This is a genomic window from Mesorhizobium sp. WSM4842 (assembly GCF_055901575.1).
On record NZ_CM148372.1, the window covers coordinates 6,314,710 to 6,334,014 of the forward strand.

The window sequence follows — 19,305 nt, forward strand, 5'->3', positions numbered from 1 at the left end:
GGGGCCGTTTGCTGTCCGGTAGCTTTATGGCGAGAACGGACGCGCAGCTTACTTGCCCGCAAATTCCATCGTATCGGACGCTGCTTTAAGACGTTCCACAATGGTCGCCTGTGTCAAACCGTCCTTATGTAGGTGCTCCTTGGCCTCATCTTTCCAGAACAGATCGCTGTGCGGCGGTAGCTTCGCTTTCAGCTCCGTAGCCATGTTCACCATGCCTTTCGCCCACCCGGAAGTCGTCGAGCGCCCAGTAGAGTACCTTCTTCAGCGGGCTTGCCAACCATTTCGGATGCCATATTGTCGGTTCAAGGTAAGCTCGGTCGCTACGGCTTCACGTTGGGCAATTGTCGTTGCATGCAGCCCTGCCGGACGTCAGACACCGCGAAAGGAGCCCGTCAGTCGCACGGGAAGGCAAGGACCAAGCAGTTGCGCCCCAACCCGGAATGACCCGATCACTGTCGCCGCTGGGATTGATCGTGAACGCCGCAGCCCGGCGCGTCAGGCGCCGCTATCTCGCCGGCAATAGGTTCTGGGAGCGAGAGATGCCGGAAATCGCCGTCTTCGTCACGCACACCCTGCCGGAGATCGACGAGGCGATTGCGGCGTTCAAGGCGCAAGGAACCCGGGTCGTCGGCTGTCTTGGGGGCGACGGAACCTTGCACCACGCGTTGGGCTCCGTCCTGCGGCACTTCGATCCGGACAACGCGCCGGTCATCCTTCCGCTTGCCGGAGGAACGCTCAACGGCCTACCGCGTGCATTCGGAACCGGTGGATCCCCGGACCTCGTGCTCCGCACTGCCATGGCCTCCTTCAAGAACGGACAGGTCGGGTTCCGGAGCCGGCACCTCCTCGAAATCGAGGATATTGCGCACGGAACCCGCCGTTTCGGCTTTACATTCGCGGCTGGTCTCCCCGCCAGGGCCGCCAAGCTCTACTACAGACATGCGGAGCCGGGAGTATCCGATGCGATCCGTGTATCACTGATTGCCGCCTCCGCCGCATTGTTCGGCGGATGCTTCTACGAGCCGACCGGGCTCGAGATCATGATCGATGCCGAAGGCCCGATGGCGGCACCCCATACTTTTGTCGCGGGGACTGTGGAGCAGCCCTTCCTCTGGTTCAGGCCCTTCGGGCCGACAGGTCACGACGACGATGCTTTTCATATCGCCGTCGCGTCGATGCGGCCATCGGAGATCCCACCGCGCCTTTGGAAGATGTTCCGGGGCCGCTGCCGCCACCCCGCCCTCCGTCTCGGAAATGCCGGAACCGCGAGATTACATGGACGCGACGGCTACGTCATAGACGGAGAGATGTTTTCGCTTTCGGAAGATTTCGACCTCAGCTTGACCATAGGGCCGGCGCTTCGGTTTTTCGACATTTCGGTGCAGGACTTGTCCGGAGCAGATTCTGTTTCCCGGCCCGTGAAACGGGCGACAAGATAGATGGTGACGTCTGCGGATCGGGAGAAGATCGTCGCTTTTCACAGTAGGCGACTGCTCAAATGGGGAGTGAGCGATCCCAGAACGGTCGGCTATTCGGACGCCGCCTCGCAACGTGCGCGGTTCGCCGTGATCGAATGCCTCCACGACTGCGGAGACTCGATTCTCGATGTCGGCTGCGGAACCGGCGATCTCTTCGTGCACCTTCGGCTCGGTTGTGACCGCCTTGACTATACCGGCATCGACCTGAACGGCGAGTTCATCCGACACGCGCGGGAAATCTATGCGAACGACCATCGCTGCGATTTCCTGGAGGGCGACATCACCCAGGCAAGGCTTCCGAGGCGCGATCTGGTCGTCGCGAGCGGAGCGCTGAGCTATCGACGCCGCGACATGGACAGCTATCGGCAGACCATCACGCAGCTTTATGGCGCTGCAAGGAAGTCGCTCGTCTTCAACATGCTGGACACCTCCAGGATACTCCCCGGGGAAGAGATCGTTGGCCACGATCCGACAGCGATCGCCGCGCATTGCAGGACCCTTTCCGGGACCGTGCTGCTGATCACGGGATATCTGAGCTATGATTTCACGGTGGTGCTTGCGCGGCAGGAGGCGTCCGAGAGTTGGGCGGATAGGCTGCGCGGCATGGATGCGAGACTTTGCCTTCGAAAAGCATGACGCGATGCTTTACTTGGGTTCGCGCCGGTTGAACCGCCTACCTTGACTCTGAGTCCACGGTAATATGGAGGTACACTGAATACATCTTCCTCGAAGTCTTAAAGGGGAACCTCCGTACCGCCAGCGTGAACTAGCGAAAGGCGCATATTTATATAACCGTATAACCCTCTGTTAACTCATATTTCTGATTTTGGGTGGCCCTTTGTCTAAGTTGCGCCTATAATTTCTAATGAGACCGAGGGTCGGTACGCAGCGCCTGCAGGGGTGAATTTATTGGCTGCCGCCGAAGTCAGGTGCAACTTCAAAAATGTGTCGCATGTCCGCTGTAGGGTATGTTTTGGCGGGTTTTGCGGGGGACATCATTTACCGGAGGTAGAAAATGCCTCAGTCATCTGCCAAGAACAGCGATCGCGAAAAGAAGCCTGGGCATATTCGCGGTGACATCGTCGACGGGTTGTATAAGCAAATCGAGCCCCACTTACCGATCAAGTCCTTCGACGAGCTGACTAAAAAGATCGATCATATTTCGATCGGACCGCTTCGGGTACCCCTGAAGCTGCTCGCGCCGCATGTGGGTCACGGCTCCTTTCCGGTGACGACCGCCGACGACTTGAGAAGCAAGATAACCGAAGGCGTGGAGCGTGCCGTTTCCTTGGGAGCGTCTCCGTCATTCGGTTCGCGCAGCCAATTGTTCAAACAAGCCATCGGCACGCTGACTCAAGTCGAGGCGCGAATAGGCCTCAAGCTGCCGGCGATCTATCGAACCTACTACCCCGAATAGTCAGTCGCGCAGCGCCGCCGAGGGAGGCTCGCAATGGCTTGGATTGTGACTCTTAAGATCGTGGACTGCGCCGCGCTGTCCACCGAACTCCCCGGCGCACAGATCAGTTCGCCGCTTCTGAACTCGCCCGGATACGTGATTACGGACGCGAACGGGGAGGCGCAGATCTATGATGCGTACGACGTCTGGGAATGGGTCAACCTCACGATCTCCAAAGGGGGGACGGGCGGCAGCCCGTCGGATGCGGGGTATCACCCCGGCTACCTGAACAAGAATTTCGTCATCCACATGGATATGGACGGAACCATCCAGACGGTGTGTCTCGAGGCTGCGCCCATACCGGACCCGAACGCATCGACAGGCGTCAGCTGCTTCATCGTGACGGCGGCGACGGGATCGGCGACGTCGACGGAAGTGACGGCGCTGCGTGCCCTGCGCGAACGCGTCAGGGCCAGGTCACGGCTCGGCGCGAAGCTGATCGAGGCGATCTATGACGAGTATGAGGGCTTCAGCCCGCCGATCGCGGCGAAGCTGCGAACCGATGCAGGCGCGCGCGGCCTCGTGCTCGGCCATATCGTGCGCCCGCTCTTCGCCTGGTACACGCTTGCCGGCGCTCTTGCGCTCGACCCAGGCGACACGACTGCGCGGGACAAGGCCGCCAGGGCGCTGGCCGAGGCGCGCCCGCGCAATGTCGATGGCGGCCTGGTGGTCGGCCTTCTGCAGGCGCTGCGGTCCGGCGCGCCCCTGCCGCCCTTCCTGCCGCCGATGCTCATCGAGATCGCGCCGCGCATCGCGGAGTTCCGTTTCGCCCCCTGGGCAATCCTCGACCCGCTGATCCGCATCTGGCGCGGAGGCGCGGAGCCCTTCGACGCCGAGCACGAGATCGCGGCCTGGCTCGCCACCGCGCCGCTCGAGCGTCTGCCCCGGCCGTCCGGCATCAAGGGTCTCGCCGCCGAATTCGAGACCATAGCGGGCTTTCTCGCCTTCGCGCCCGACCGGCGGGCCGAACTCGGAAGCCGACTCCTGTCCGCCTGGCCCGACGCCGCCCAAATGCTCGAGCAAGCCGGCCTCACAACTCAGATGGAACGTCTTGGGGAGCATTAGATATGGCCGATCCTACAGTCACCGACGTCTTCAACCAGCTGGTTCTCGTCAACGGCAAGCTCGACCAGGTTGAAGTCAACACGTCGCTCATGGCGAACCTGAACACGAGCATCAACACAGGATTTTCTGCCTCGGTCGGCCGGCTGGACACCCTCGCGGCGATCGATGTCGAAGCCGTGAACCTCCTGTTCCACCAGACCAAGCAGATGGATGCGATGATCTGCATGCTGGAGCAGATCTCGCGGAACACCTGCAGCATGCTGAACGAATTGAGCGTTCAGACCGAGTTGCAGAAGCGCACCGCGGATGACGTCTCGATCATGCGCTACATCGCTGAATCGGGGAATCCGGCGGCCGTGCTGGAATTCGCGCGGCACAAGGATCTCGAGGCAAAGATCGAACGGTGCTGCCCGCCTGACAGGCCGGAGCCACCCTGCAAGTACGTATCCTGCGGCATACCAGAGCCGGTGAAGGAGCCGAAGCTCCCGACGATCCCGAAGCCGAACCGCGAGCCGAAGCCCGTGGGCTGACCGCGGGCTCCGGGCGGACGGACGATTGCCGGCGGATCGGACGACCGAGATGGCTATTCTGACCGGCTTGGTCACGGCGAACTGACGGGCCAGGGGGGTGAGCAATTGACCTGGAACCTCACACTGGAAGTCGTCGATTGCGGCGCAATGGGAACGAAGCTGTCCGGTGCGAAGGTACAGCTGGGCATCGTCGATCTCGGCCTGACGGATGCTTCGGGTCGGCTCGCCGCCGAACTCGACGATTTCAACACGCTTCCGATCTTCAAGGTATCGAAGACGGACTATGTCGCGGACAACTTCGTCTTCGACAAGGAGGTCCATGCCGGCACCGTTCAGACGGTTTGCCTGAAGAACCCGACCACCATCCCTGACGGGCACGACCCGAACGTGCCGGGAGAATCCGGTGGCCAGGAGTTCGACGGCGGCTGCTTCATCGTGACGGCGGCGACGGGATCGGCGACGTCGACGGAAGTGACGGCGCTGCGTGCCCTGCGCGAACGCGTCAGGGCCAGGTCACGGCTCGGCGCGAAGCTGATCGAGGCGATCTATGACGAGTATGAGGGCTTCAGCCCGCCGATCGCGGCGAAGCTGCGAACCGATGCAGGCGCGCGCGGCCTCGTGCTCGGCCATATCGTGCGCCCGCTCTTCGCCTGGTACACGCTTGCCGGCGCCCTTGCGCTCGACCCAGGCGACACGACTGCGCGGGACAAGGCCGCCAGGGCGCTGGCCGAGGCGCGCCCGCGCAATGTCGATGGCGGCCTGGTGGTCGGCCTTCTGCAGGCGCTGCGGTCCGGCGCGCCCCTGCCGCCCTTCCTGCCGCCGATGCTCATCGAGATCGCGCCGCGCATCGCGGAGTTCCGTTTCGCCCCCTGGGCAATCCTCGACCCGCTGATCCGCATCTGGCGCGGAGGCGCGGAGCCCTTCGACGCCGAGCACGAGATCGCGGCCTGGCTCGCCACCGCGCCGCTCGAGCGTCTGCCCCGGCCGTCCGGCATCAAGGGTCTCGCCGCCGAATTCGAGACCATAGCGGGCTTTCTCGCCTTCGCGCCCGACCGGCGGGCCGAACTCGGAAGCCGACTCCTGTCCGCCTGGCCCGACGCCGCCCAAATGCTCGAGCAAGCCGGCCTCACAACTCAGATGGAACGTCTTGATTCATAAGTGTCGTTCCGGAAAAATGATGAATTCTGGCAGCATTCCAGAGTATTTGGACCTGTGGGTAGGCTTGCAGCCGGACAAGCGCTTTGCGAGCTTCCTCGACGTTCACGGAAATATCCAGGAATCATATACATACCGGACGTTCGACAGGCGCAGTCGGTCACTCGCGGAACATCTGAGCCGCGTTGCAGGCCTTTCATCCGGCGACCGGGCCCTTCTGGTCTATGCGCCGGGGCTGGAGATGGTCGCGGCCTTCGTCGCCTGTGCCCGGATCGGGGTTATTCCGGTCGTGACGCCCCAACCGCAGTCACAAGAAAGCCGCCTGAGGCTGGTCCGAATCCTCGAAGACTGCGATGCCGGAACCGTACTGACAGATCGCAAGTCACATGGGCCGATCGAGACACTCCTGAACGGTAGGAACCATGACGCGCCCGGCGCGCGACCCAAGGCATGCTCGATAGTCGAGACGGATCGGCTGCACTGCGTCGACAACCCCTCCCATCCGGAGGCGCACAACGACATCCTCTTCCTGCAATACACGTCCGGTTCGACCGGCGATCCGAAGGGCGTGGTGGTCTCGCACGCGAACGTCGTCCACAACTGCAACGCCACAGCCCACGATCAGCCGGTCGGCGTGTCGTGGCTGCCGCAGTTCCACGACATGGGCATGATCGGATACTATCTTTTCCTGATCGTGACCGGCGGCACGACCTACGGCTTCTCTCCGGCCGACTTCCTGCGGCGCCCGGTCCTCTGGCTCGAAACGCTTAGCAGGTATGCCGGAACGATCACCTCGTCGCCGAACTTCGGCTTTGAATATTGCGTGTCCGAAAAGCGGGTACGCGACAGCATGCTCGAAGGGCTCGACCTGAGCTCGGTTCGCATGTTCATGAACGGGGCCGAGCCGGTCGACCCCTGCACGTATCGCCGCTTTCACGAAAGATTCGCTCCCTATGGGCTGAAGGCGACAGCCCACGCCGTGGGCTACGGGCTCGCGGAGAACACGCTCGCCGTGAGTATCGGCGGAGGAGGACGGACGCTCGCATTGGACGCGCGAGCGCTGCAACAAGGAACCATAGCTGTCGCAAACGACCCGACCGGAGCCGGGACGGTCGAGGTCATGAGCTGCGGACGTCCCGTGGCGGGCGTGCGGGTCCGAATCGTCGACCCCGGGAGCAAGGCCGAGGTTCCGGCCGGCCAGGTCGGCGAAATCTGGGTCAGCGGAACCAGCAAGTGCCAGGGATATTGGGATCAGCCCGACATCTCGCGGCGCACGTTCGCAAACACGGTCGCCAACGATCCCGAGGACGGAGATCTTTATCTCCGCACCGGAGATCTCGGCTTCATGAGGGATGGCGAGGTCTATGTTTGTGGCCGCATCAAAGACGTGATCATCCTCCGGGGGAAGAACTACTTCGCTACGGATCTGGAAAGTGCGATCAAAGCCGCCTGCCCCGGGATCCGAGCCGACAGCGTCGCCGCATTTCAGGAAACGGGACAAGACGGCGCGCTGGCCGTCGTCATCGGTGTCGCTCCCTGCGACGACCTGCCTGACCTCGCAACCGTCGTCGGGGCTCTACGGACGTTCGGCTACGACGGCGCAGTTCGGGCCGTCCTCGTGCATCACAAGGCGATCGCCAGGACGAGTTCCGGGAAGCTTGTCCGGAGCCGCCTTCGCGACAGGTGGATGTCCGGTGAGATTCCGGCGCTCGAAACTCGTTTTGATCCCGGCATTTCGATCGTGCCGGAGGGGCGGTCTTTGGAGATGCTATACCGACGCATCCTTGAAGCTCATTCACTCAGTGGCGGCGAAACGCAGACGTTCGGAGAACTCGGTCTCGACTCGCTCTCCACCGTGGAACTGGTCATGGCGTTGGAGCAGGCGGCCGAAAGCGCCGGGGCACCGACGATGAAGGCGGTTCTCGATGGCCCTCTCATTCAGGGCATCGCCGTCGCCGACCTCACCCGGCTGGTCCAACGCCTGGGCGGGGACGACGTCGCGCGCGTGCAGGACGTTGAGAACCTGCTCATCGAACAGGGCAGCGCGCGCGTCGCCAGGGAACGCATCGCCATGCAGGAGGATGCGAGATTTTCGCTGGACCGCCCTGCCGGCGAGGAGGCCGTGCGAGGCCGGCAGCGGAGCGTTCTGCTCACGGGAGGCACCGGATTCCTAGGGCCATTTCTTCTCGCCAGTCTGCTCGCTGACAGCGAGATCGCCTTCCGCGTCGTCGTCCGGGCCGCCGATCCGGCCGCCGGGCGGGAGCGCTTGGCGCAGGGCCTCCGCGACGCAGGATTTCCGGAGGCGCAGGTCCGCCGGTGGATCGGTTCGCGTGTGGAGGTTCTCTGCGGCGATCTCTCCCGTCCCAATCTGGGCCTCTCCAATGACTGTTGGGCATCCCTGTCGGCACAGGTCGACAGCATCGTCCACAGTGGAGCACTCGTCGACTACGGACTGACCTACGACGCGATGAAGGCAGTCAATGTCGAAGGTACGCGGGAGTTGCTCCGCCTTGCCTTCACGACCCGGAGAAAGCGATTTCATCACGTCTCCAGCACCATCATCTTCGGTTGGTCCGCGAAAGACCGCCTTCTCGAGAACGAGTCGAACGACCGGATGGCCGAACTGGATTTCGGATACGCGCAAAGCAAATGGGTGGCGGAACAACTCGTCCTGGACGCCCGCAGGCAGGGTCTCGACGCCAGGATATATCGCCCGTCGTTCGTGACGGCCTCGACCAAGGGCATCGGCGACCGCGGCGATATCGTCATCCGAATTCTGGCATTCATGATCAACCATGCGTTGGCACCACGCACCGTCAACCAGATCAGCTTTCTGCCCGTCGACATCGCGGCCCACAACATCGCGCGGCTCGTGACGCATCCCGGTTTAGAGAATGCGACCTTTCACGTGACTGTCGACGACTATTACAACCTCATGGACGTGACGGAAGTCATCGCGCGCGATTATGGCATCGGCTTCCGCTACGTGGAGATCGAGGAGTTCGTCCAGGAAATGAGGACCTTGTGCACTGAGGACGACCTCGCCTATCCGCTCATCGATTTCGTCACCCGGGCGCGAAACAAGTTTGTTTCGATGCAGGACAAACGCTACTGCAGTGCGCGCTATCGCTCAGCCCTAGAAGCGGCGGGCAACGCACGTCCCGACCCGGAACTGGGTGTGACGGTGGCCGGCCTTGTCGAATACATGCGCAGCGAGGGGCTGATCAGATGAGAAGACTCGGATCAACGCCGACCGTGTCGAAGCGATGACCTGGCAGCAAGCTGAAGCGCACCAGATTGCCCAGCACATCGGTGAGCGCGAGAATCTTGGTGGTCATGCAGCCTTTGGAGTGACCTATGGCCTAGCTTTTAGCCCCCTCTTGCGCCCTGGCCGTGACGGCGGACCTTGAGGATGGTGGCGTCGACTATGGCGTATTCTATGTCCGGCTCGTCCGAGCAGGCCTCGAACAGCCTCACGAAGACATCGGCCTTGCGCCAGTCGCTAAAACAATGAAACGCCGCGCTCCAATTCCCAAAATGTGCAGGCAAGTCACGCCGCGGGCTGCCAGCGCACACGATCCCCGCCTCGATGAACAGGCGGTTACAATGCCGCTAAGCCCGGGGTCCGTTGGTTTGCCCAGACAACGCGGCTCCATCTTCGCCCATTGGGCGTCAGTCAGTACGAACCGGTCCATCCAAAAGCTTGAATCATGGGCAGTTGGCGACGCGGGACTAAATTTAAGGAGCGTCATTCGCCGGAACCGTCGAATAGGTGACCGGCATCAGCGGATGTCGGCGCCGCGCCACTCCAATGAACGCCCAACCAGATGAACGAAAGTCAATGATCAGGAACTGGTGGAAGCCGCCGCATAACGAAAGTGGGCGCGAAACAGCCCGCCATCGCGAGCCGAGAAACGGCAGGTTTTGGCGATACTGCAAATGCCGACGAATGGCTAAGAAGCGGCGCAACGCAGTCGTCCACGTTGCAGCAGAGGTAAGTCGCCTTTGGGTCAAACCCGGACATCATGCCGCCTCAGCCGAACGTCTGCTTTCAGGAAGTCGCAAACTGATCTTTTACGGCTGACAGTGGGCGCGAAGCGGCCATTCGCTGCACGCAAGACATAGGTCGCCTCGGGGTCAAAACGGTATTCCGTTTCGGGTACCACGCGTCAGGTTTTGTCCACTAGGAAGACATCCCGATCGAATCCGCCGCCGGTTTAATCGGGTCAACTGCGGCAAAGACGGCGCTCGCCTCGCTGACGATGGAAACGTGATCCTTGGCTGCCTGTCCTGCGGCGGCGCCGTCCCCGCGCATGATTGCGGTAACGATGACGTCATGCTCCTGCCAGGATTTGGCCAGGCGGCCCGGCAGCATGAATTGCGCGCGCCGGAACGGCGCCAGCCGGCTGCGTGTCATGACGGTCAGTTCATAGATGTGCTTGCTGTGCGCGCCGCGATAGAGCCGGGTGTGGAACTCGGTGTTGAAATACTCGTAGTCCTCCTCCGCACCCAATTGCACGAGGCGCGCCGAGGCCTGGTGCTCGATTTCGAGCGCGCGGCGTTCGCCGGCGGTCATGCGCTCGGCCGAGAACCGCGCGCAGATCGCTTCAAGCTCGGCCATGCTCTCGAACATCGAGGCAAGATGCTCCTGCGTCACCACGGCTACGGTGGCGCCACGGTTGGGCCGCCTTTCGACCAACCCCATGGCGCTCAGCCGGCCGAGCGCCTCCCTGACGGGGGTGCGCGACACATCGAAACGGGCAGCGAGCGAGGCCTCGTCGAGCTTTTCGCCAGGGCGCAGGAAGCCGGTGACGATCCGGTCACCGATCGCCCTGACCATCTGATCGACGGTCGTGCCCGACCTGATCAAGTTCCGCTTCCCCGACAATTCTCCTCCTCCAGTCTTTTTCCCGGCGTGCGGCAAGTGGCTCGCCGGAAGTTTCGACTCGGGCGCGCCCTCTATGCCTTTATTTTAATCTAGATGTCAAACTGGCTAATTGAAAGGCAAAAAGTGTATGCAATTGCCTTTCGCTTGAGCACAGCAATTCGGCTGCCAACTGATTTAATTGGATAAATTCCGTCTTTTGAACTGGCACGTCGATTGCATGCACTTTTACGAGAAGGGAATTAATCGACCCGGAAAGGGTTCAACAGGGAGCATTCACATGACCGAGAGATTCATGCTTAGCCGCCGCGAGCTGCTCAAGACCTCCGCCGCCGGAGCGGCGCTCGGTCTGGCCGCGGCGTCATTTCCGATCAGCAGGGCGTTCGCCGCTGCCGTCACCGTCGGCTTCATCTATGTCGGACCGAAGGACGACTACGGCTACAACCAGGCGCATGCCGAGGGTGCCGCCACATTGAAGGCCATCGAGGGCATCTCCGTGGTCGAGGAGGAGAACGTCCCCGAGACGGTCGATGTCCAGAAGACGATGGAATCGATGATCAACCTCGACGGCGCCTCGCTGATCTTCCCGACCTCGTTCGGCTATTTCGATCCGCACATGCTGGCCATGTGCGCGAAATTCCCCGACGTGCAGTTCCGCCATTGCGGCGGCATGTGGAACAAGGACAAGCATCCGATGAATGCCGGTTCCTATTTCGGCTATATCGGCATGGGCCAGTATCTCAACGGCGTCGCCGCCGGCCACGCCACCAAGACCAAGAAGATCGGCTTCGTCGCCGCAAAGCCCATTCCGCAGGTCCTGCTCAACATCAACTCCTTCCTGCTCGGCGCACGCTCGGTCGACCCGACCATCACCTGCCAGGTGATCTTCACCGGCGAATGGTCGCTGGCGGTCAAGGAGGCGGAAGCCACCAATGCACTGGTCGATCAGGGTGCCGACGTCATCACTTGCCATGTCGACAGCCCGAAAGTGGTGGTCGAAACGGCGGCGGGACGCGGCGCCTTCATCTGCGGCTACCATGCCAATCAGAGCCCGCTGGCGCCGGAAAAATATCTGACCGGCGCGGAATGGAACTGGGCGAAGGTCTACAAGATGTTCGTCGACGACCTCATGGCCGGCAAGCCGCTGCCCAATTTCACGCGCGGCGGACTGGCCGACGGCTTCGTCAAGATGAGCCCGCTCGGCCCCGCCGTCAGCGAGGCGGCGCGCGCCCAGTTCGACGGCACGCTCGCCGAAATGATGAAGGGCGGCTTTTCGGTGATCAAGGGGCCGTTGAAGAACAACAAGGGCGACGTCGTCGCAACCGAGGGCCAGACCTTCGTCGAAGCCGCGATCGAGTTGGAAAGCATGGACTATCTCGTCGAGGGTGTCGTCGGCTCGACCGCTTGAGCATGGATCGGAGACGGGGGCCATGGCAGACACCGTGAGCAGTGCGAGCGTGCCAGTGATGCTCGGCGCCCGAGGCTATCCGGCGGCGCTCGAATGGATCGCCCGGCGGGCGGAGGCCTTCGTCATCCCGCTCGCGGCGCTGATCGTCGGCATGGCCCTGTTCAGCCTGTTCATCGCGCTGGTCGGCAAATCGCCGGCGCAGCTCTATGAAACGATGTGGCGCGGCGGCTTCGGCTCGTGGTTCTCGGTCCAGAACTCGCTGTCGCGGGCCGCACCCTTGCTGCTTGCGGCGCTCTGTGTGGCACTGCCGGCCCGGCTCGGCCTTGTCGTCATCGGCGGCGAAGGCGCGATCGTGCTGGGCGGCGTTGCCGCGGCTGCGATGGGCGTGGCCACCAGCGGTGCCCCCGCCTTTTTCGTTATTCTAGCCATGGGCGTGGCGGGCCTGGCCGCCGGCGGCATCTGGATCGGTGCCGTCGGCGCGCTACGCCACTACCGTGCCGTCAACGAAACCATATCGAGCCTTTTGATGGCCTATATCGCCATCGCCCTGATGAACCATCTGGTGGAAGGACCGCTGCGCGATCCCGCCTCGCTCAACAAACCGTCGACCGAGCCGTTGGCTGAGGCCTACCGCATCGGCAATATTCCGGGCATGGACGTGCATTGGGGCCTGGTCGTTGGCGTCATCGCCTGCATTCTGTCCTGGCTGCTGATCGAAAAGACCCGCTGGGGGTTCGCCGCCCGCATCGCTGGCGGCAATGTCAGGGCAGCCCAGGTGCAGGGACTTGCCGTCGGGCCGCTGATCGTCGGTTTCACCGCGCTGGCCGGCGGCTTCGCCGGCCTTGCCGGCATGCTCGAAGTCGCCGCCGTGCAAGGCAGCGCAAACGCCTCGCTCGCCGCCGGCTATGGGTATACTGGTATCCTGGTCGCCTTCCTCGCCCGCCACAATCCGCTCGCCATCATCCCGGTCGCCTTCCTGCTTGGCGGGATCGACGCCTCCGGCGGGCTGATCCAGCGCCGCATGGATCTGCCCGACGCCACCGTGCTGGTGCTGCAAGGCATGCTCTTCGTCGTCATCCTGTTCAGCGAAACCTTCTACGGCCGCTTCAAGGCCTTCAATCCCGACCTCTGGCAGAGGGGTGATCTCTTGAAGAGGCCCGATCTCCTGAAGGGAACTGCCTGATGGACGCAACCGAGATCGGCCTCTGGGGCGTTCCGCTCGCCATGCTCGGCGGCGCCATCCGCGTGTCGACGCCCTTCATCTTCGTGTCGCTGGGCGAAGCCATCACCGAGCGTTCGGGGCGCATCAATCTCGGTCTCGAAGGCACGCTAGTGTTCGGCGCGATGACCGCCTATGCCGTCGCGGTGATGACCGGCTCGCCATGGCTCGGTCTGCTGGCCGCCGCCGCCGCCGGTCTTTGTTTCGGCCTGTTCCACGGCTGGATCTGCAAATTCCGTGGGGTTAACGACATCGCCATCGGCATTGCGCTGATGCTGTTCGGCTCGGGTCTCGCCTTCTTCTTCGGCAAACCGTTCATCCAGCCCTCGGCGCCCGACCTGCCGGCCATCCCGTTTGGCGGCTGGTCCGACGTTCCGCAGGTGCAGGCTGCGCTCAACGTCAATGTGCTGTTCCTGATCGGCGCAGCACTTGCCGTATTCCTGTGGTGGGCTTTCCGCAACACCCGCGCCGGCCTGATCCTGCGCGTGGTCGGCGACAGTTCCGACGCCGCGCGGGCCATGGGCCTCAACCCGAATACGGTGCGCCTCATCGCCACCGGTATCGGCGGCGCGCTGGCCGGCATCGGCGGCGCTTATCTATCGCTCTACTATCCCGGCAGCTGGACCGAAGGCATTTCGTCGGGCCAGGGGCTGATGGCGGTGGCGCTGGTCATCTTCGCGCGCTGGAACCCGCTCGGCTGCTTTGCCGCCGCGCTGCTGTTCGGCGGGGCCGGCGCGCTGGGGCCGGCGCTGCAATCGGTCGGCGTCACGCAAGGCTACTACCTGTTCTACGCCGCACCCTACATTCTCACCCTCGTCATCATGATCGCCACCTCGTCGCCGAGCCGTTCGCTGGCTGGCGCACCGGGCGAACTGTCGATCACCAAATGACGTTTCCAGACTGGAGTTTTGCTCAATGAACGCCAGAGCCGAGGTCACGCAGCGCTATATCGATGCCGATCCCTATCCATGGCCCTACAATGGCGAGCTTCGGCCCGACAACACGGCGCTGATCATCATCGACATGCAGACCGATTTCTGTGGGCCGGGCGGTTATGTCGACCATATGGGCTACGACCTTTCGCTGGTGCGGGCGCCGATCGAGCCTATCAGGTCGGTGCTCTCCGCCATGCGGGCGAAGGGCTACACCATCATTCATACGCGAGAGGGCCACCGGCCCGATCTCGCCGACCTGCCGGCCAACAAGCGCTGGCGCTCGCGCCGCATCAATGCCGGCATCGGCGACCCCGGACCCTGCGGGCGCATCCTGGTGCGCGGCGAGCCGGGCTGGGACATCATCCCCGATCTATATCCGGCCGAAGGCGAGCCGATCATCGACAAGCCGGGAAAGGGCTCGTTCTGCGCCACCGACCTGGAGTTGATCCTCAACCAGCGCGGCATCGAAAACATCGTGCTGACCGGCATCACCACCGACGTCTGCGTGCACACGACGATGCGCGAAGCCAACGACCGTGGCTTCGAATGCGTGATGCTGGAGGATTGCTGCGGGGCGACCGACTACGGCAACCATCTCGCTGCGATCAAGATGATCAAGATGCAAGGCGGCGTGTTTGGCGCGGTGTCGAACTCGGCGTCCATTGTTGCCCAGTTGCCATGAGGGTGTCGTGATGCGTGAAAGCGGCATGAAGGCCGTCGGCGTCGAGACGATCGGCATGAGCATGCGCTTCGGTGCCTTCACCGCGCTGGACGACGTCTCGATCAAGGTGCCGGCGGGAACGTTTCATGCGTTGCTTGGCGAAAACGGCGCGGGCAAGTCGACGCTGGTCAAATGCATCATGGGTTTTTATCACCCGACCGCCGGCGACATTCTGATCGACGGCCGCGAGGTCGGGATCGCCAGTCCGAAGGATGCCTCGGCGCTCGGCCTCGGCATGGTCTACCAGCATTTTACGCTTGTCCCGTCACTGACGGGTGCAGAGAACCTGGTCATTTCGCGCGAAAAAGTGCCGGGGATTATCGACTGGCGCAACGAGCGCGCCGCACTTGCCCTATTCATGGAGCGGATGCCGTTCAAGCTGCCTCTCGACGTCAAAGTGGCCGAACTCGCCGCCGGCGAGAAACAGAAGCTCGAAATCATCAAGCAGCTTTATCTCGGCCGCAGCTTTCTGGTGCTGGATGAGCCGACGTCGGTGCTAACCCCCGGCGAGGCGCAGGAAGTGCTGGGCCTCGTGCGCGGCATGACCAAGGCGGGCGATCTCACCGTGCTGATGATCTCGCACAAGTTCCACGAGGTGACGGCGTTTGCCGACGACATCACTGTGTTGCGCAAGGGCAGACTGACAGGAACGGGGAAAGTACCGGACCTATCTCACAAGCAGATGGCGGCGATGATGATCGGTGACCAGCCGATCGCCGCGCTCGACAGCCGCGCTCCAGTGCCTGTCGGCGCCAGGCAAATTCTGACGGTGAAGGCACTGAAGGCGCCCGACCGCACCGGCCTGAAAACCATCAATATCGGCGAGCTCGATGTGAAGTCCGGCGAGATCGTCGGTGTCGCCGGCATTTCCGGCAACGGCCAGAAGGAATTTCTAGAAGTCCTTGCCGGGCAGCGTACGCGTGATGCCGGCGACGTCCTGGTGAAGGGATCGCCCTACGGCGCCAGCCGCGCCGAGGCCCGCACGCTCAATGTGCGCTTCATCCCGGAGGAACCGTTGCGCAATGCCTGCGCGCCGAGGATGACGGTGGCGGAAAACATGGCATTCCGGACCTTCGACCTGAACGAGGCCGGCAAGCCGATAAGCTGGATCCGGATGAGCGCCATCAGGGACTATGCGACGCGCCTGGTCGAGCAGTTCAAGGTCAAGACAGCCTCGCTCGCCTCGCCGATTTCGTCGCTCTCCGGCGGCAACGTCCAGCGCGCTGTGCTCGCCCGCGAACTGACCGGCGAGGTCGATCTTCTCATCGTGTCGAACCCCTGCTTCGGCCTCGACTTCTCTGCCGTCGCCGAAATCCGCGCCCGTATCATGCGGGCACGCAACGCTGGTGCCGCCGTGCTCTTGATGTCGGAGGACCTCGACGAATTGCTGGAGCTCTCCGACCGCATCTTCGTCATGTCCGACGGCGCGCTGGTCTACGAGACGCCGATCGCCAAGGCGAGCGTCCAGACGATCGGCGAGCACATGGCCGGACATCACTGATGGCAGAGATCGACGCGCTGCCGTTTCCGTTTGCCTTCAAGCCTGAGGCGATGGCGCTGATCGTCATCGACATGCAGCGCGATTTCGCCGAGCCGGGCGGCTTCGGCGCCAGCCTCGGCAATGACGTCAGCCGGGTGGTGGCGATCGTGCCGACGGTAAAAAGGCTGATCGAGGGATTTCGCGCAGCCGGCCTGCCGGTGATCCACACGATGGAGTGCCACAGATCAGATCTTTCGGACCTGCCGCCGGCCAAGCGCAATCGCGGCAATCCGTCGATCCGGATTGGCGACGCCGGCCCGATGGGCCGTGTGCTGATCGTCGGCGAGCCGGGAACGGCGATCCTCGACGAGGTGGCCCCGCTGCCTGGCGAAATCGTCATCGAAAAACCCGGCAAGGGCGCGTTCTACGCTACCAGTTTCGGCGAGGACCTGGAGCGGCTCGGCGTGCAGCAGCTCGTCTTTGCCGGGGTCACGACGGAAGTCTGCGTGCAGACGACGATGCGCGAGGCCAACGACCGCGGCTACGAATGCCTTCTGGCCGAGGATGCGACGGAAAGCTATTTTCCGGAATTCAAGGCGGCCGCGCTGGCCATGATCAGGGCGCAGGGCGCGATCGTCGGCTGGACGGCGATGACGGACCAGGTGCTCAAAGGAATTGCCGATGCCTAACATTGCATACCCGGCTCTCGTCCATGGGGGCTGGCGAGATCTGGCATTCGAGCATTTTCGCGACGGCATAACGGTGCATTGGCTGCTCAAGGGCGGACCGGCCGAACCCTCCGTCGCGATCCTGAACTATCGGCCCGGCGCCGGCGTGCCGCGCCATCGCCATGTCGCACTGGAAACCATCGTTGTGCTGGAAGGCACCCAGAGCGACGAGAATGGCGACTATCTTCCCGGAAGCGTGATCCTGAACCCGGTCGGAACCGAGCATTCGGTGTGGACGAAAGACGGCTGCGTCGTGCTGATCCAGTGGAATCTGCCGGTGGCCATTCTGGACGAGACGAAATGAGCGACATCCGCTTCGATATCGGCAGCCTGCACGCGAGCTATGCCTCCGGCATGTCGGCCGCTACCATTATTGAAACCGTGTTTCAGCGCATAGCGAAAGCGGACGATCCAGGCATCTTCATCCATCTGGCGAGCAAAGCGGACCTGCTCGCCGAAGCCGAAGCACTCGGCGGATTCGATCCCGTGGCAAAGCCGCTCTGGGGCGTGCCGTTCGCGGTCAAGGACAACATCGATGTTGCCGGCATGCCGACCACGGCCGCCTGCGCCGAATATGCCTACTTGCCGGCGAAAGACGCCACCGTTGTCGCGCGTCTGAGGGCGGCCGGCGCGCTGGTCGTCGGAAAAACCAATCTCGACCAATTCGCCACCGGCCTCGTCGGCGTACGCACACCTTATCCAATCCCGAGAAATGCGGTCGATCCGAAACTGGTGCCGGGCGGCTCCTCGTCCGGCTCGGCCGTGGCGACGGCGCACGGCATTGTTTCTTTCGCGCTCGGCACCGATACTGCGGGCTCCGGCCGCATTCCCGCCGGCCTTAATAACATCGTCGGGCTAAAGCCGACGGTCGGCGCGCTGTCGGCCGTCGGCGTGGTGCCGGCCTGCCGCACGCTCGACTGCGTCTCCGTCTTCGCGCTCACCGTCGATGACGCCTACAGCGTCTTCAGGGCGGCGGCGGCAAAAGATGACGCCGATCCCTATTCGCGCTTCACCGCGGCGCCGTCACTCGGGCCACGCCCGCCTATGCTGACCGTCGGCGTTCCGGCAAAGACGGATCGGGAATTTTTTGGCGACGCGGCCATGCAGGCGGGATTCGAAACGGCGCTGCGGACGCTGGAACAGCTCGGCTGCCGACTGATCGAAATTCCCTTCGGCGATTTCTACGCTACCGCCAAACTGCTCTACGAAGGCGCCTGGGTGGCGGAGCGCTATGCGGCGATCGCGGAATTCATGGACGTGAACGAAGCAGCCATGCACCCGGTGACGCGCAAGATCATCGGCGCGGCGCGAAAACTTTCCGCAGCGGATGCTTTCAAAGGCCTCTATGCCCTGCAGGCCTACAAGGCCAGGCTCGCGCCTGTCATCGCCTCGGTCGACCTTTTCTGCGTGCCGACCGCGCCGACGCATTACACTATCGGCGCCGTCTTGGCCGATCCGATCGTCACCAACAGCCGGCTCGGCACCTACACCAATTTCGTCAATCTGCTCGACATGTGCGGCATCGCCATACCGACGGGCAAGCGCGACGATGGCTTGCCGATGAGCGTCACCCTGCTTGCCGCCGCCGGCAGGGACGCCCTGACGGCGTCGCTGGCCAGCGAGTTCCATGCAGCCAGCGGTCTCGGCCTTGGCGCGACTGGCTGGGCGATGCCTGCTTCCCCCGCCAAAATCCCCGACTTCGATGACGACATGATCGAGATCGTGGTCGTCGGCGCGCACTTGTCGGGAATGCCGCTCAACGGCCAGCTCTGCGCGCTGGGAGGCCGAATGAGCAGGGCCGCCAAGACGGTCGCCTCCTACCAGCTTTACGCGCTCGCGGGCCAATCTGTGCCGAAGCCGGGGCTCGTGCGTGTTGCCGATGGCGAAGGGGCGGCGATCGATGTCGAGGTTTGGCGGCTTTCGCCAGACGCGTTCGGACGCTTCGTGGCCGCGATCCCGCCGCCGCTCGGCATAGGCACGATCGAGCTCGACGAGGGGACATCGGCCAAAGGCTTCCTGGTCGAAACCGCCGGGTTGTCACGAGCTATCGACATTTCGGCCTATGGCGGTTGGCGTAGCTTCATCGCAAAGGCCGGCGGAGAGCGACTGGAAAGCGTTCCGGCCGATTGAACGACCGGCCGGTCGCGCCGGCAACGTCAGCGCGACCTCAAATCATAGCAGCGATGCTCGGCGAGCCGGTCACGCCGAATGCCGTAAGCGATCCGTAAGCGAGCATGTTCGAAAC

Annotated in this window: 17 protein-coding genes; 15 read left to right on the forward strand and 2 right to left on the reverse strand. The window is 63.1% G+C overall.

Annotation, left to right across the window (positions count from 1 at the left end; translation table 11 throughout):
- Window positions 1–48: 48 nt before the first annotated feature.
- Window positions 49–213 (reverse strand): hypothetical protein, encoded by a 165-nt coding sequence (locus tag AC0NIE_RS30605; protein WP_473486093.1) that lies wholly within the window; start codon window positions 211–213, stop codon window positions 49–51.
- Between the two features lie 260 nt (window positions 214–473).
- Between AC0NIE_RS30605 and AC0NIE_RS30610 the strand changes: the two genes are divergently transcribed.
- The 7 genes from AC0NIE_RS30610 to AC0NIE_RS30640 all read left to right on the forward strand — a co-directional run bounded on the left by AC0NIE_RS30610 (window position 474) and on the right by AC0NIE_RS30640 (window position 8,916).
- Window positions 474–1,439 carry a diacylglycerol/lipid kinase family protein gene (locus AC0NIE_RS30610; RefSeq protein WP_473486094.1) on the forward strand — a complete coding sequence of 322 codons (966 nt, stop codon included), beginning with the start codon at window positions 474–476 and terminating at the stop codon, window positions 1,437–1,439.
- Window positions 1,440–2,114, forward strand: coding sequence for a class I SAM-dependent methyltransferase (locus AC0NIE_RS30615; RefSeq protein ID WP_473486095.1), 675 nt, complete (start codon window positions 1,440–1,442; stop codon window positions 2,112–2,114).
- A gap of 379 nt (window positions 2,115–2,493) precedes the next feature.
- Window positions 2,494–2,895 (forward strand): hypothetical protein, encoded by a 402-nt coding sequence (locus AC0NIE_RS30620; protein ID WP_473486096.1) that lies wholly within the window; start codon window positions 2,494–2,496, stop codon window positions 2,893–2,895.
- A 33-nt stretch (window positions 2,896–2,928) separates the two neighbouring features.
- On the forward strand, window positions 2,929–3,999 hold the full coding sequence (locus AC0NIE_RS30625; RefSeq protein WP_473486097.1) for a hypothetical protein: 1,071 nt from the start codon (window positions 2,929–2,931) through the stop codon (window positions 3,997–3,999).
- Between the two features lie 2 nt (window positions 4,000–4,001).
- Complete coding sequence (locus AC0NIE_RS30630; protein ID WP_473486098.1) at window positions 4,002–4,529, forward strand: hypothetical protein; 528 nt, start codon at window positions 4,002–4,004, stop codon at window positions 4,527–4,529.
- A 105-nt stretch (window positions 4,530–4,634) separates the two neighbouring features.
- The gene (locus AC0NIE_RS30635; RefSeq protein ID WP_473486099.1) at window positions 4,635–5,687 is read left to right on the forward strand and encodes a hypothetical protein; all 1,053 of its coding nucleotides are present in this window, start codon (window positions 4,635–4,637) and stop codon (window positions 5,685–5,687) included.
- A 19-nt stretch (window positions 5,688–5,706) separates the two neighbouring features.
- A complete protein-coding gene (locus tag AC0NIE_RS30640) occupies window positions 5,707–8,916 on the forward strand; it encodes a thioester reductase domain-containing protein (protein WP_473613640.1) in 3,210 nt (1,069 codons plus the stop codon).
- A gap of 951 nt (window positions 8,917–9,867) precedes the next feature.
- Here AC0NIE_RS30640 and AC0NIE_RS30645 read toward each other — a convergent pair.
- Window positions 9,868–10,554 carry a GntR family transcriptional regulator gene (locus AC0NIE_RS30645; protein ID WP_473486101.1) on the reverse strand — a complete coding sequence of 229 codons (687 nt, stop codon included), beginning with the start codon at window positions 10,552–10,554 and terminating at the stop codon, window positions 9,868–9,870.
- Window positions 10,555–10,849: 295 nt separating this feature from the next.
- On the opposite strand from AC0NIE_RS30645, the gene AC0NIE_RS30650 reads away from it, so the two are divergent.
- The 8 genes from AC0NIE_RS30650 to atzF are packed head-to-tail and all read left to right on the forward strand — an operon-like array spanning window position 10,850 to window position 19,190.
- Window positions 10,850–11,977 carry a BMP family ABC transporter substrate-binding protein gene (locus AC0NIE_RS30650; protein ID WP_473486103.1) on the forward strand — a complete coding sequence of 376 codons (1,128 nt, stop codon included), beginning with the start codon at window positions 10,850–10,852 and terminating at the stop codon, window positions 11,975–11,977.
- Window positions 11,978–12,035: 58 nt separating this feature from the next.
- Entirely contained in the window at window positions 12,036–13,160 is a 1,125-nt protein-coding gene (locus AC0NIE_RS30655; RefSeq protein WP_473486204.1) for an ABC transporter permease, read from the forward strand.
- The gene (locus tag AC0NIE_RS30660; RefSeq protein ID WP_077381542.1) at window positions 13,160–14,086 is read left to right on the forward strand and encodes an ABC transporter permease; all 927 of its coding nucleotides are present in this window, start codon (window positions 13,160–13,162) and stop codon (window positions 14,084–14,086) included. The genes AC0NIE_RS30655 and AC0NIE_RS30660 overlap by 1 nt, the downstream gene beginning before the upstream one ends.
- 25 nt (window positions 14,087–14,111) lie before the next feature.
- Window positions 14,112–14,813: a biuret amidohydrolase gene (gene biuH, locus AC0NIE_RS30665; protein WP_473486104.1), complete on the forward strand. Its 702-nt coding sequence runs from the start codon at window positions 14,112–14,114 to the stop codon at window positions 14,811–14,813.
- 10 nt (window positions 14,814–14,823) lie between these two features.
- Window positions 14,824–16,353 (forward strand): ABC transporter ATP-binding protein, encoded by a 1,530-nt coding sequence (locus tag AC0NIE_RS30670; protein ID WP_473486205.1) that lies wholly within the window; start codon window positions 14,824–14,826, stop codon window positions 16,351–16,353.
- Window positions 16,353–17,021: a cysteine hydrolase family protein gene (locus tag AC0NIE_RS30675; protein WP_473486105.1), complete on the forward strand. Its 669-nt coding sequence runs from the start codon at window positions 16,353–16,355 to the stop codon at window positions 17,019–17,021. The genes AC0NIE_RS30670 and AC0NIE_RS30675 overlap by 1 nt, the downstream gene beginning before the upstream one ends.
- On the forward strand, window positions 17,014–17,364 hold the full coding sequence (locus AC0NIE_RS30680) for a cupin domain-containing protein (RefSeq protein ID WP_473486106.1): 351 nt from the start codon (window positions 17,014–17,016) through the stop codon (window positions 17,362–17,364). The genes AC0NIE_RS30675 and AC0NIE_RS30680 overlap by 8 nt, the downstream gene beginning before the upstream one ends.
- Complete coding sequence (atzF, locus tag AC0NIE_RS30685) at window positions 17,361–19,190, forward strand: allophanate hydrolase (protein ID WP_473486107.1); 1,830 nt, start codon at window positions 17,361–17,363, stop codon at window positions 19,188–19,190. Before AC0NIE_RS30680 ends, atzF begins: the two co-directional genes overlap by 4 nt.
- Window positions 19,191–19,305 lie beyond the last annotated feature (115 nt).

Bases quoted from the DNA above. Each gene is read 5' to 3' on its own strand.
- AC0NIE_RS30660 (WP_077381542.1), top strand. From the start codon at position 13,160: ATGGACGCAACCGAGATCGGCCTCTGGGGCGTTCCGCTCGCCATGCTC.
- AC0NIE_RS30630 (WP_473486098.1), top strand. From the start codon at position 4,002: ATGGCCGATCCTACAGTCACCGACGTCTTCAACCAGCTGGTTCTCGTC.
- AC0NIE_RS30620 (WP_473486096.1), top strand. From the start codon at position 2,494: ATGCCTCAGTCATCTGCCAAGAACAGCGATCGCGAAAAGAAGCCTGGG.
- AC0NIE_RS30655 (WP_473486204.1), top strand. From the start codon at position 12,036: ATGCTCGGCGCCCGAGGCTATCCGGCGGCGCTCGAATGGATCGCCCGG.
- AC0NIE_RS30670 (WP_473486205.1), top strand. From the start codon at position 14,824: ATGCGTGAAAGCGGCATGAAGGCCGTCGGCGTCGAGACGATCGGCATG.
- AC0NIE_RS30680 (WP_473486106.1), top strand. From the start codon at position 17,014: ATGCCTAACATTGCATACCCGGCTCTCGTCCATGGGGGCTGGCGAGAT.
- AC0NIE_RS30640 (WP_473613640.1), top strand. From the start codon at position 5,707: ATGAATTCTGGCAGCATTCCAGAGTATTTGGACCTGTGGGTAGGCTTG.
- AC0NIE_RS30625 (WP_473486097.1), top strand. From the start codon at position 2,929: ATGGCTTGGATTGTGACTCTTAAGATCGTGGACTGCGCCGCGCTGTCC.
- biuH (WP_473486104.1), top strand. From the start codon at position 14,112: ATGAACGCCAGAGCCGAGGTCACGCAGCGCTATATCGATGCCGATCCC.
- AC0NIE_RS30675 (WP_473486105.1), top strand. From the start codon at position 16,353: ATGGCAGAGATCGACGCGCTGCCGTTTCCGTTTGCCTTCAAGCCTGAG.
- AC0NIE_RS30605 (WP_473486093.1), bottom strand. From the start codon at position 213: ATGGTGAACATGGCTACGGAGCTGAAAGCGAAGCTACCGCCGCACAGC.
- atzF (WP_473486107.1), top strand. From the start codon at position 17,361: ATGAGCGACATCCGCTTCGATATCGGCAGCCTGCACGCGAGCTATGCC.
- AC0NIE_RS30615 (WP_473486095.1), top strand. From the start codon at position 1,440: ATGGTGACGTCTGCGGATCGGGAGAAGATCGTCGCTTTTCACAGTAGG.
- AC0NIE_RS30650 (WP_473486103.1), top strand. From the start codon at position 10,850: ATGACCGAGAGATTCATGCTTAGCCGCCGCGAGCTGCTCAAGACCTCC.